General features: G+C 54.3%; 12 protein-coding genes and 1 other RNA gene. 4 read left to right on the top strand and 9 right to left on the bottom strand.

What is annotated here, in order from left to right; all coding sequences use genetic code 11:
* Nucleotides 1–4: 4 nt before the first annotated feature.
* From mnmE to rpmH, 5 genes are all read right to left on the bottom strand, one after another.
* Nucleotides 5–1,399: a tRNA uridine-5-carboxymethylaminomethyl(34) synthesis GTPase MnmE gene (gene mnmE / locus Q7S20_07790; GenBank protein ID MDO8501730.1), complete on the bottom strand. Its 1,395-nt coding sequence runs from the start codon at nt 1,397–1,399 to the stop codon at nt 5–7.
* Nucleotides 1,396–2,181, bottom strand: a complete 786-nt coding sequence (locus tag Q7S20_07785) for an MBL fold metallo-hydrolase (protein ID MDO8501729.1) — start codon at nt 2,179–2,181, stop codon at nt 1,396–1,398. The genes mnmE and Q7S20_07785 overlap by 4 nt, the downstream gene beginning before the upstream one ends.
* 18 nt (nt 2,182–2,199) lie before the next feature.
* The gene (gene yidC, locus Q7S20_07780) at nt 2,200–3,876 is read right to left on the bottom strand and encodes a membrane protein insertase YidC (GenBank protein MDO8501728.1); all 1,677 of its coding nucleotides are present in this window, start codon (nt 3,874–3,876) and stop codon (nt 2,200–2,202) included.
* Entirely contained in the window at nt 3,877–4,086 is a 210-nt protein-coding gene (yidD, locus tag Q7S20_07775) for a membrane protein insertion efficiency factor YidD (protein MDO8501727.1), read from the bottom strand.
* Between the two features lie 351 nt (nt 4,087–4,437).
* Nucleotides 4,438–4,602, bottom strand: coding sequence for a 50S ribosomal protein L34 (rpmH, locus tag Q7S20_07770; protein MDO8501726.1), 165 nt, complete (start codon nt 4,600–4,602; stop codon nt 4,438–4,440).
* Between the two features lie 146 nt (nt 4,603–4,748).
* On the opposite strand from rpmH, the gene dnaA reads away from it, so the two are divergent.
* Complete coding sequence (dnaA, locus tag Q7S20_07765; GenBank protein ID MDO8501725.1) at nt 4,749–6,140, top strand: chromosomal replication initiator protein DnaA; 1,392 nt, start codon at nt 4,749–4,751, stop codon at nt 6,138–6,140.
* 212 nt (nt 6,141–6,352) lie between these two features.
* Entirely contained in the window at nt 6,353–7,465 is a 1,113-nt protein-coding gene (gene dnaN, locus Q7S20_07760; GenBank protein ID MDO8501724.1) for a DNA polymerase III subunit beta, read from the top strand.
* An 8-nt stretch (nt 7,466–7,473) separates the two neighbouring features.
* Here dnaN and Q7S20_07755 read toward each other — a convergent pair whose 3' ends face one another.
* Both Q7S20_07755 and rnpB read right to left on the bottom strand, forming a co-directional pair.
* Nucleotides 7,474–8,067, bottom strand: coding sequence for a hypothetical protein (locus Q7S20_07755; GenBank protein ID MDO8501723.1), 594 nt, complete (start codon nt 8,065–8,067; stop codon nt 7,474–7,476).
* Between the two features lie 344 nt (nt 8,068–8,411).
* Nucleotides 8,412–8,787, bottom strand: an RNA gene (gene rnpB, locus Q7S20_07750) — RNase P RNA component class A.
* Nucleotides 8,788–8,934: 147 nt separating this feature from the next.
* Here rnpB and Q7S20_07745 point away from each other — a divergent pair.
* The gene (locus Q7S20_07745) at nt 8,935–9,846 is read left to right on the top strand and encodes a helix-turn-helix domain-containing protein (protein MDO8501722.1); all 912 of its coding nucleotides are present in this window, start codon (nt 8,935–8,937) and stop codon (nt 9,844–9,846) included.
* Between the two features lie 14 nt (nt 9,847–9,860).
* Here the strand turns inward: Q7S20_07745 and pyrE are convergent, their stop codons facing one another.
* Nucleotides 9,861–10,406, bottom strand: coding sequence for an orotate phosphoribosyltransferase (gene pyrE / locus Q7S20_07740; GenBank protein MDO8501721.1), 546 nt, complete (start codon nt 10,404–10,406; stop codon nt 9,861–9,863).
* Between the two features lie 91 nt (nt 10,407–10,497).
* Here pyrE and Q7S20_07735 point away from each other — a divergent pair, with 91 nt between their 5' ends.
* A complete protein-coding gene (locus tag Q7S20_07735; GenBank protein MDO8501720.1) occupies nt 10,498–11,436 on the top strand; it encodes a HAMP domain-containing sensor histidine kinase in 939 nt (312 codons plus the stop codon).
* Here Q7S20_07735 and Q7S20_07730 read toward each other — a convergent pair.
* The gene (locus tag Q7S20_07730; protein MDO8501719.1) at nt 11,398–12,315 is read right to left on the bottom strand and encodes a serine/threonine-protein kinase; all 918 of its coding nucleotides are present in this window, start codon (nt 12,313–12,315) and stop codon (nt 11,398–11,400) included. The two genes, Q7S20_07735 and Q7S20_07730, sit on opposite strands and share 39 nt — an antisense overlap.
* Between the last annotated feature and the right edge of the window lie 153 nt (nt 12,316–12,468).

Here is a 12,468-nt window from a genome sequence, read left to right as displayed (position 1 = left end):
CTCGCTACTTCCCCACACAGAATGAGCTGAACACGCGGTCTAGTACATCATCGGCACTGACCGCACCGATGAGTGTCTCGAGAGCTGTGGCGGCCGCCCGTAGATGAACAGCCGCAACCGGGGCCGGCAGCATCTCGTTCTGCCATGCCTCCCCGAAGGACGCGACCTCAGCGCGTGCCTGCCGTATCGCCTGAATATGACGGCTTCTCGTAAGTATCGGAACGTCAGCGATGACCGCACCGACCTTTGAAGAAAGAACGCCATCCACCAGGGCCATCAGACTAGCGAGCCCTTCACCGGTTTCCGCGCTGACAGTAACGTCGGCCGTGGACGATAATAATTGTCCGCTGGCAGTTCTCCTCCCAAGATCACCCTTCGTTTTCACCCTGATGATCGGAGATTCTGTCCTGCCCTCGAGCGCTTCGAGCGTTGCCGACAGCGATTCATCACTGTCGCCGCAGGCAAGTACTGCATTCGCCCTGCTCAAATATCGCTCGCTCACTTCGATGCCGATGCGCTCGACCGTGTTTATGGTCTCACGCAATCCGGCCGTATCAACGAGACGAAGAGGCCACTTCTTCGTCTCGAGAAAGCTTTCTATTGCATCGCGAGTCGTGCCGGGAGTATCTGTCACAATCGCACGCGATTGGCCCAAGAGCGCATTGAAGAGCGACGATTTCCCGACATTCGGCCTGCCAGCGATCACCACAATCGCCCCCTCACGGATCATTTCCCCCACGGGCACCGTTGCTAGCAGGACGTCGAGGGAGGTGAGCAGGACTTCTACATCCATTCCAATCCTGTTGCGGGAGATTGGTCCATCATCCTCTTCAGGAAAATCGATATCGTAGGCAATCAATGACTCGACGGATATGAGATTGCTTCGTATAACCGCAATCCGACGGGATAATCCTCCGTCAAGCTGTCCTAATGCGGCGCGATGCATTGCCTGCGATCTGGCGTCCACCAGATCCCCGATAGCCTCCGCCTGCGTCATGTCCAGCTTGCCGTTCAATACGGCACGACGAGTAAACTCGCCTGCCAATGCCGGCCTGGCCCCACATGAGATAAGTGTCTCCACCAACAACGCTGGTACGTAGTGGCCACCGTGCCCCGATATTTCCACCAGGTTTTCCCCGGTGAAGGAATCAGGCCCGATGAACGCCGTGATCAGGGCCTGATCGAGCACCTGTCCCTGATCAGCATCGGAGACTCTGCAAAGCGTAACCCGGCGCGGCTCCAGCGGCCATGGATCTATCACTCGTTCCGCAATTCGGAGAGCATCAGGCCCGCTCATTCGCACGATCGAGATCGCTCCTCGCCCAGGTGGCGTGGCGAGGGCGACGATTGTATCCCGCCCGCCGGTGAGGCTCCCCGCCAGCTCAGGGTCGACCGTCATCCTGGCTCTGAGTGCAACTCGAAAGACATTCCTGGTTCGAGAATCCGGACATCGGCTTGCCTGGCGTGTCCCGGAAGTTGTTCTCTCAGGCGCTCGATTGCATCGTGCGCCCTGGACGTGACATGATCGAACGTACCCCAGTGATAGGGAATCAGATACCTCGCCTCCAGCCGGTCGAACAGAGTGAGGGCGTCCGCACTGGTGAGATGCCCCTTCCGGAATCCCGGTTTCCACCACGGCGCGTGCCCTATGGGAAGGAGCGCCATGTCGAGCTTCCTTCCGTGGGGCACGAGGCGCTCGTCTATCATCTTCGTGCTGTCCGGCGTGAGCCCAGTATCGCCAGCGAAAAAGCAAGAGACAGCGTTAGTATCAAATAGATACATATTCGCCGCGCCGCGCCACCGATCGATTCCATAACGGTAGCCCTTGTGAGTAGCCGATGCAGCGGAAACACCCACGTCCCCGGTATTAATCGTTTCACCCGGATTGATCCCGACAACATTCCGGTAGCCGCGTCGGCTGAGCCACCTGGCAATCACTGGCGGAGAGAACACTGGCACGCCGTCCTGAAGACCATCAAGGGATTTGAATGATAGATGGTCGGCGTGTGCATGTGTAATGAATACCGCGTCGATTGGCGGAAGATTCTGAAGCAGAATACCAGGCGCGCTTACCCTGGGTAGCAACTTGCCCAGAGCTGGATCGAAGTTGGGGTCGGTGAGAAATGTCTTTCCACCGATCTCAATTAGTAGCGTTGCGTGACCAATGTAAGTAATTCGCACAGCCGCTTTCCTTACCTGCTATCCCGTGCGGCGCGCCTTCTGCCGCTCCCTTGCCAGCATCCACTGCTGTGGCAACGCTGCGATATTCTGCGCCGTGTAGTAGAGATTGAGCCCCGAGGCCATGTTCGCGAGGACAAACGTCATCATCACGGGGAACATGTAGCTCATCATTTTTGCCTGGGGGTTCGGCGGTGCATTTCTCAGTCCGATCCACGAAAGCAGATACATCGAGATGCCCATGAGGACCGGAAGGATGTAGATCGGATCCTTAATGGAGATGTCCGTCAGCCACAGAAACGGAACACCGCGGAATTCGATCGTATTCTGAAATACAAAGAAGAGCGCGAACAAGACCGGCATTGGTATCAGCATCGGGAGACAACCGGACAATGCCGTGAATGGGCTTGCACCCGCTTCTTTGTAGGTCTTCATCATTTCTTCGCGCTGCCTTTCCGGCTTGTCCTTGTACTTCTTCTGAACTTCAGCAAGCCGTGGCTGAATTTCCTGCATTTTCATGCTCGATCGCATGGCACTCTGATTGAGCGGCCATAGCGCTACTCGGATGACTACTCCGAAGATTACGAGGACCCATCCATAGCTTAGATTCAGGTGCTTGTGCATCCAGAGCAACAGCTTGATACAGAGCGCCGCGATCGGGTTTACGACTGGCTGAAGAGCGCTCCATCCATAGGGGTTCACGTTATCGAAATCCCGCCCCATCGCAAGCAGCTGCGTGGACTGTTGAGGTCCGATGTACATGTCGAAAGCGAAAGCGCCGCCTTTCACCGCCTTGACCGCGGTGGCCGAAGCGGTTGTGGCAATCTTCGACGTGCGCACACCACCAGTGAGCGTCATTTCTTCAAACGCGCTGCCCTCAGGATTAACCAGCCCGATGACGAAGTACTTGTTGCGTACTGCCGCCCAGGTAAGAGGGCCTGCTTCCAGCCTTTTCTCCCCCGGATCCAGCTTACTGAATGGAACCCCTCGAGCATGATCACGAGACGGCTTAAACGAATAGGACAACGTACGAAGGTCGCTAAGGGTGTCCGCTTCCGTCGTCGGGAGACTCGACGGAAGATCCACCAACAGATAGGTGGACCCGGCTGCGCCCTCAATCCTCCCGTTGATGGCTATGGAGTACTTGTCAGGAGCTATCTCGTAGGAGACGACGACACCCAGGCCATTTACAGAAGCTCTATAGGTCAGGACCTTGTTCCCGCCGGAGCCCTGTGAGCTCAAGAGCTTAAAGGCAGTCGCATAGAGCGGGACCGTGTCTCCTTTCGATACTAGGGAATACCGGAGAAGCGGGCGCCCAGGAATCCTGAGATCGACAGGTCCTTTTGCCGGGCCGAGATTCTTATACTCGCGAAAGACTGCCGACACAGGCGCAGCGCCAACATTCGTAAACTGATATTCAGTTGTCGCCGTCAACACTGTCGTGACTTCCGACCGCGGCGGCACCACCGGCTGCATCGAAGGGGAGGTGACGCTCGTATCAATCACCGAGCCCACTACGAAGGGAACCGTCGGGCTGGTGACTGGCAGAGAGCGTTCTGGTGTTGCCGGTTCAGCGTTCCGTGTCGGAGTAACAGCACTGGTCGCCGGTGGTGGGCGACGAGACGTTGGAAATAGAACCGGAGTGACCGCCACGATTATGGCGGTAAGAAGCAGGGCGATTGAGAGTCTTTTGTCCATTTACGGGACCGGGTCGTAACCACCCAGCCGGAAGGGGTGACATCGCGCGATCCGACGGATCGCCAGCCAGCCACCTGAAACTGTACCATGCTTCTCGATTGCTTCAATCGCATACGATGAGCAGGTTGGATAATAGCGGCATGCAGCCGGAAACAGTGGAGAGATCCACAGCTGATAGCCGCGTATGAACAGCACCAGCGCGGTTCTCATGAACTCCCAAACTCGGGAGACAACTTTCTGGCAATCATCTCCACCTCATCCAGCAGCCTGTCGAAACTCGCTGCATAGGCAGAAGGAAGAGATCGAATGACAACATCCACTCGGCCAGAGGATGGAATCAGCTTCGTTCGGGCAAGTTCACGCAATCGTCGTCTAAGCTGGTTTCTCTCAACGATCGTATGGCCATATTTCGCCACGATTACCGCCACCCTTGCGTGAGAAAACAGGGAGTCGGTTGCCCGAACATCAAGATGCTCGGTACACAGCCGTCTCCCTGCCTTTTTCACCAGCTCTAGATCTGATTCCCGCGTAAGCCTGTAACTACGCGGATAGCCAAACCGCTTACGCGCCGGCGTACTTGCTCGGCAACCTTACGCTCAGCTGCTTTCTCCCCTTCTTCCGACGGCGGCTCAATACCTCGCGACCCCACCGGGTTGACATTCTCTCCCGAAACCCGTGCGTACGAACACGACGCTTATTTCGAGGACGGTAGGTTGGCTTGCCCATTAATGCTCCAAAATTGCCGATATGAACTAAAACGAAAACAACCCTAAACCTAACTCCTGGTGGAAGATACGGCAAGTCACCTTGAGTCAGGCTATGGTGATGCTAATTGACTTTTCCACAATGATACGCTACGGTTTGCGTCCCCTATGTCACTCACTCCCGCTGAAACTTGGAAGCGCCTTCTCGACCGGGCTCGCCAAGACATTCCTGAACAGACTTTCCGCACTTGGCTCGAGCCAACCGAAGCACTCAGCATTGATGGCAACATCATTTCAGTGGGGGTTCCAGATCAATTTGCCGCCGACTGGAACGAATCCAAACATGCTGAGCTCTTCTCCGCCTATGCGCCGATTGCCCTTGGACATCCGATCAAAGTCATATTTCGCGTTCATGAAGAGCGGAAAAAACGATCTCAGATGGATTTTTTTGTAGCACCACCTCCCAGCACTAACGCAACAGTAAAAGCCCAGCATGGTGCCAGTGCCGCACAGTTAAGCGAACGATACACATTTGACCACTTTGTCATAGGAAAGTCAAATGAGCTCGCTGCGGCTGCTGCTCATGCTGTCGCCCAGGCTCCAGGAAAGGTCTACAACCCCTTGTTCATCTATGGTAACACCGGGTTGGGCAAAACTCATCTTATGCAGGCAATTGCCCACGATATTCTTGAAAGAAGCCCACAAACTCGAATCACTTTTGTCGGAACCGAGCAATTCACAAATGAGCTCGTCTCAGCGATTCAGACCAGGACTAATGCGGGTTTCAGGCGCCAATATCGAGAGACCGACCTACTGCTGTTGGATGATGTCCATTTTCTAAAAGGCAAGGAAGCAACTCAGGAGGAGTTCTTCCACACTTTTAATGCCCTTTACGAAGCAGGAAGACAGATCGTACTCACAAGCGACAGAGCACCCTCCGAAATCGCCGGTCTTGAAGGGCGATTAATTAGCCGTTTCCAGTGGGGAATGGTCGCTGATATCGAACTGCCTGACTTTGAGCATCGCGTCGCAATTCTAAAACAGAAAGCACATCTCGACCACCTCGAACATACAATACCCGATGACGTCATTCGGTTTATCGCAGAAAACGTACGCTCAAGCGTTAGAGAACTCGAAGGGTCCATCATCAAGCTCCTCGCCTATGCTTCACTCAAGCATAGGGATATATCTCTTGACGTCGCACGCGAGGCTCTACGTGATAAGCTTCGCGGAAGTGAAAATACAATTCAGGCTGGCCAGCTCGTACTCTCCATATTAACCATTCAACAAATCATCGCTCGTGAGTGGGGAGTAACTCCTGATGGCTTACGTTCCAAGACTCGTACAAAGACCCTTACCCTGCCTCGCCAGATTGCCATGTTCCTCGCGCGCGAGCTCCTTGGCACCCAATTAATCGAAATCGGGCATGCTTTTGGAGGCCGAGATCACTCGACCGTCATACACAGTATTGACAAGATTGCTAAGGCAACCGCTGCTGATCCCGTGTTAAAAGGCCGCGTTGATAAAGCCAGGTCCATGTTGGAATCACTGCGCGCTTGACTCATATCACATATCCGCGAGGATACTGGCGCACAAACAACCTGCCTTCACGCTAGAATCCACATGGCCCTCAATGGCGGAACTCCTGCAGATGCAATAACTTCTGCCCTTCTATCAACATCTCCACAGCCTCTACTACGACTACTGTTTTTGTCTTTATTAGAACAGTTATAGTAGAACAAACAAAACTATCCACACAGGAAGGATACGGGATGCGTTTTACAATCTCTCGAGAGAAGCTTCAGGAAGGCCTGAATGCCGTTACTGCGAGCATCCCGAGCAAAACAACGTTACCTGTTCTGGCCAATATCCTGGTTGAGACGACAGACCGAGGTATTAAGCTGTCGGGGACGGATCTGGACATTGCAGTCAGTACGGAGGTCGCTGCAGACGTAGAGGTGTCGGGCGCGGTAACAATTCCAGCCAAGAAACTTTCGGAGATTGCCAAGGAATTGCCGCCCGCTCCGGTTAGGATTGCAGCGATCGGGGAACAACGGATTACTCTGGAGTGCGGACGTTCTCGGTTTAAGTTGCTTGGTTTGCCTCGGGATGAGTTTCCGACGTTTCCTTTGGTCAAGTTCGACGAGAGCTGGCGAATCAAGTCAGGAGATTTGCAGAAGCTTATTTCTCATACGGCCTTTGCTGTATCAACAGAGGAAAGCAGGCCGATTCTCAATGGGGTTTTATGGGAGCTTCGGCCTGACCGTATGAGCATGGTAGCAACAAATGGCCATCGGCTGGCTAAGATGGATGTTCCGATTGCTTCGGACTCGGCCCCATCCAACGATCTTATTGTTCCGCCAAAAGCGTTGGAGCAGGTTCGTAGACTTTTTCCAGCCGAAGAGGAACTGGAAATCGGACGCGGCGAAAATCATATTGGATTCCGTTCTCCTTTTACCGCCGTCTATACCCGATTGATTGAAGGGCCGTATCCGAACTATGAGCAGGTAATCCCAAAGGATAATGATAGAATTGCGGTGGTTGATAAGGTGGCACTGGTAAGTGCGCTGAGGCGGATGTCTGTTGTTGCGTCCGACCAGACTCACAGAATTCGTCTCTCCTTTAACTCGGGGATGCTGAAGTTCAGTGTTCAGACGCCAGATTTGGGTGAAGCCCAGGATGAGTTGCCAGTTCGGTACACTGGTGATCAGCTGGATATCGGTTTTAATGCAAGCTATCTGCTGGAAATCCTGCGGTATATCCCGACGGATGATGTGCGTATTACCCTGAAGGCACCTGAGCGTGCTGCGACACTCGAGCCCGAAGGGTGGTCCGATCCAGCTTCGTATTTCTGCCTCGTAATGCCACTCAGGCTTGTTGACTGAGGCAATGCTTAGTGAACCGCTGCTGTCTTTTCTTTCAGGGTCTGGATGAATCGGTAGTTTAGGCCGGACGATGTCACGGTAACGATGGCGTTCTGCTCCCCTTCGTAATAGACCATTGTTCCGGTGATCCGGTTCACGTAAACGACACCTGATCCAGACCCTTCAGCTTTCATGATGACCCTGTGCTGACCCTGGGTACCTTCACCACCGAAGTATTTTCTGTCAGTTCTCTTGAGAGCAATTACGATCGTACCGGCATAGTCTGTTTCGCCGAGAACCTCGTAAGTCCGGATTGATATAACCGTAACCGGAACGGATCCAGTGCATCCGGTCATTGAGCTGCTATCAGTCCAGCTGACGCCCTGTTGAAGCTCTTCTGGTATTACCATAAGGCTTCGCTCAACAATACCAAGTGCGGTCAGTTCTGGGTTTGCGCAGTCAGTAGTTTGATCTTTGGTTTGTCCGCCTACTGGTTCGAGCGTTAATCCCTTGGTAGTAACCCGGCCGGCGAAAGAAAGAGGAAGCGTGGTTAAGCGAACTGGGGCTCCTATCCTGCTACCGGCTTCGATCGAGAAGGCCTCGACACTTCCTGAAACTACCACTAGTGTCGGAAATCGCCTGAGTGACAGGGTAAAGCGGGCGTGAACGGTGACAGTGTCACGGATTCTGGTTGAAGCCGAATCAAGCTCAAGGGTTGTGTTGACGATTGAGCGATATTCCTGCGGCTCGGTAGTCGGGATAATCCTCCATTCAGTGGCGGATAAAGGGTGTGTCGAATTTGCAGGCCTTGGTACAGGCCCCGAAGCTGGAACCGCTCTCGTACAACCAGCGATCATGGTCAGCAAGAGTGTGAGCTTATACCGGTGTAACATTTATGTTCCATGTTCGTATTCGCTGGAAAAAACAACAACCCTCTACGGAAAGCTCCGCAAAGGGCTGCTGTAGATCAAGCGATCGGTCTATAAGCCGGGTTCTGTTCGATGGTCTAGCCACCGTGACGATCATTTCTCTCGGAGCACGATCGCTCGTGCTCTCTAGCAGCCTACCCGCGGCGTCTTTATCGAGGTGGGCACTCTCGCCGCTTACTTGGCCTTGCTCCAGCCGGGGTTTACCGTGCCGTCCATGTTGCCATGGACGCGGTGGGCTCTTACCCCACCTTTTCACCCTTACCTCCGGAGAGGCGGTTTGTTTTCTGTGGCACTTTCCGTCACAGCAGTTTCCCGCCATGCCCAGGCATTACCTGGCAGCCCTACCCACGGAGCCCGGACTTTCCTCGAATTAGTATCGCGAGGATACTAATGCGCGACCGTCCAACCGATCTCCTATAACCTTGAAATATATGCAGGGCGCTGACGGAAATGGGCTAATCAGGTGTGGTTTTGTGTTTTGTCGGTGACGGGGGTGTGACGCAGTGCCTTTATAATGACCGGCATTGACGAATTAACCTTTCCAGCCAGGGAGAGCCGGCCATGTCGCGCGAATCGAAACCATTGTCCAAGCTGATGCCGGTATCGACTATCCTCACTCCAGGCGAGCGACAACGCGTGGACGCAGCAGCTGAGGGACTGTATTCGGCTCTTCATCGCGAATCGTTCGATGAAGTCATGGCGGATCTGAGGGAGCGAAGAGCAGGAGCTGTTCTGATCTCGATTGCCTGCTATGGGTTACAGAGCAGCGCAAGAATGGCAGCCATGGTGCGCGAGTTTCCACGTATTCCGGCGATGGCGCTGTTGACTGAAACCCAGTATTCGACGCCACAGAACCTTCTGGATCTTGGACAGCTGGGGGTGCGTATCCTGATTGATGCCCGCCATCCCTCCGGGTGGCAAATGCTTCGTGAGATACTTGCGGCTGAAAAGTCGAGTGATCTTCAACGTACAGCGCTCGGACAGTTGAGCGCTGATCTCTCTGGAGCGCCGAGTGACTGCTGGAGGTTCTTCGAGTTGCTTTTCAGCCACACTCCACAGATTCATACGATTCGGCAACTTTCCCGTCAGCTGCATATTCTACCGAGTACTTTGATGAGTCGATTCTTTCGGGCGAAGCTTCCTCCTCCGAAGAGATATCTGGCGTTGGCGCGTCTGATTCGAGCCGCGAAACTGTTCGAGAACCCTGGTCTCTCTGTGGCTAGTGTCGCGAACTATCTCGATTACTCTTCACCCCAGAGCTTCGGACGCCACGTACGAACCATTATGAAGATGTCACCGGTGGCATTCCGGGAGTCCTACGATGGCGCGGGGATGCTTCAGTATTTTCGAAGTGAAGTGATTCTGCCCTATGCCGGCGTTCTTCGGTCCTTTCGGCCGGCAGCCACCTCGCCCGGCTGGATTACACGCCAGCGAAATTATGAGCAAAACAATACTGGATCAACGACCAAGTGAGTAAAGAGCGGGGCTCAATTGATAAGCTCGGTAATTGTTGTGAGCGATATAACGTCGTATCCTCTCGCTCGAACTGCTTCTCGTCCGCCATCTTCGCGATCTACAAGTGCGAGAACGCCAAGAACCTTTCCCCCGGCATTCTCGATCGCACCGATTGCCTGGATAGCTGATGTGCCGGTTGTGATGACGTCCTCGATGATGACGACGCTGTCGGCTGGTCTGAACGGTCCTTCAATGAGGTTACTGGTGCCGTGGGACTTCGGCTCCTTTCGGACCGTGAATGCTCTCAACGGATTAGATCGGTCAGCACTTGTACGGGCGATTGCAAATGCAATCGGGTCAGCTCCCATGGTCAGCCCACCGATTGAATCCGGTCTCCATCCTTGCGCCTCAATACGGGAAAGCCCGACGGATCCTATCAGGACCATTCCCTCTGGGCTGAGCGTTGTGAGCTGGGCATCTATGTAAACGTTGGAAGACTTTCCGGAAGCAAGAGTAAAACTTCCGGTTTTTACTGAGCGTGCCACAAGAAGCTGCCTAAGCGTGTCTAAGTTGCTCATAGCGTTCCGGATATGCAGTTGGTATCATGGCGTCGGTATGATGTGAGACGCGGTGGCACGTGGATTTGCACCTGTTGTCGTAAGGAGGTAGATGCAACCGCTCGTTTATCTGTTTGTCGCCGCTATCGTGATCGGACTCGTGTTTCTTCTGCAACATGAGCGTCATCAGGCTGCACGTCTAGTCGAGCGCTCGAGAGAGCTGGAGCGGCTTTCCTCCGAGCTCCTTCGTGCCAATCGCATGAAGAACGATTTTCTCGCCAATGTATCGCATGAACTGCGTACTCCGCTTAATGCCATTGTCGGCTTTGTAGATCTCTTGCGAGAGGGGGTCTACGGAGAGCTAAGTCCAAGGCAGGCAAAGCCGGTCGAGCGGATTGAAGCATCTGCGAATCATTTGCGTCACCTTGTCGATCAGATTCTTGACTTGGCGAAGATGGCTGCGGGCAGACTGGACGTGCATACGGAATCCTTTGACATTCGACCATTCATCCTCGACGTGGCAAGCGAGGTGGAGTCTCTTCTCAACGAGAAGAACCTGAGCCTTTCCCTGGTCATGGGTGGAGCACTGCCGAGGATTCGAAGCGATCCTACGCACGTACGGCAAATTCTCGTGAACCTAATCGGGAACGCCATCAAATACATGGATACTGGATCGATAGTGGTAAAGACCCGTGTCTTTCCGGGTAAAAGCGGGCTTGACGAGGGACTGCCGCAGGTGGTTGCGATGGCACACGATGGGGCGATCTCCTGGCTTGCCATTCAGGTAATCGATTCGGGAATCGGAATCGCGATAACCGATCAGGAACGAGTTTTCGAAGAGTTCGAGCAGGTAGAAGCAGGCCCGCGAACTGATTCACCCCGTCGGGGAACCGGGCTTGGCTTGACTATCTCGAGACGTCTTGCGCGACTTCTGGGAGGGGACCTTCTGGTGGCAAGCGAACCTGGAAAAGGATCGACGTTTACGCTATGGCTTCCTGTTAACGAATCTGAATCAGGGGTTACGGCGAAGGATTCCGCGCATCCTGGCTAACATTCCGCCGCCTTCGGCTTCAACCAGTTCAGCTTGTTTCGAAGCCGGGCTTGATACGGCCTCCTGAAAGGCCGCAGTGAAAGCCATGACGTCCGGATAGCGGTTCGCCGGCTCTTTGGAAAGCGCCTTCATAACGACCTTCTCGAGAGCCAGCTGGAACTTGAGTCTTTCTTTCGCTGCGTTGAGGGGGATTGGCGGAAGGGTTAACAACTGAGTGAACATCTCCCGAGGCGCCTTGGCCGTGTATGGCAATGCCCGTGTGAGAAGGTAGTAGGCGATAGTAGCGAGGCTGTATTGATCTGCCGCAGGGGTTACCAGCTCACCGGAAAGTGCCTCCGGCGCGATGTACATGAGCGATCCGACGAAGAAACCGGCCCGAGTGAGCCTTTCATCGGCGGCCGCCTGGACATCTGTGGCAATCCCGAAGTCGAGCAACTTGACTTGCTGGGTCTCGGGATCATACATCACATTTTCGGGTTTCAGATCTCTATGGACAATTCTCGCTGCGTGTGAAGCGTGTACAGCAGCACCGATCTGTGTGATGATTATCGCGGTTTCCTCACAAGACAGCGGGGCGTGCTGCTTTGCGTACTTCTCGAGAAGCTCACCACCTGCCCACTCGATGGCGAGAAAATGCAGGCCCGTCTCGGACTCGCCAATCTCGATTGTGCGCACGACGTTAGGGTGCCGTACACGGGTTCCGTACTGCGCCTCCCGCACGAAACGGGCAACGGCAGTTCGGTCATGGCGAAGCTTTTCTCTGAGCACCTTGAGGGCGACGGTACCATTGATAGGGTGCTGGGCCCTGTACACTGCCGATGTACCGCCCTCCCCAACCTCACCCTGTATGGTGTAGCCGGCTATCTTTGAGCCGATCAAGCTCTGATGAGACACGCGTGCGAAAGTAACAGAAACCGTTTTAGGTAGATAGGGTAAATCCAACAATGTGCGCTTTCATGCTTCGTCGATCAGCCCTTGTATATCTCCCGTTTCTCGCTGGTGCCGCGTGCAGCCGGCAGCAACAGGGCGCCT

The organism is Gemmatimonadaceae bacterium, from assembly GCA_030647905.1.
Classification (GTDB): Bacteria; Gemmatimonadota; Gemmatimonadetes; order Gemmatimonadales; family Gemmatimonadaceae; genus UBA4720.
Note: the sequence above shows the minus strand (reverse complement) of the source record. Positions and strands in the feature narration are given on the sequence as shown.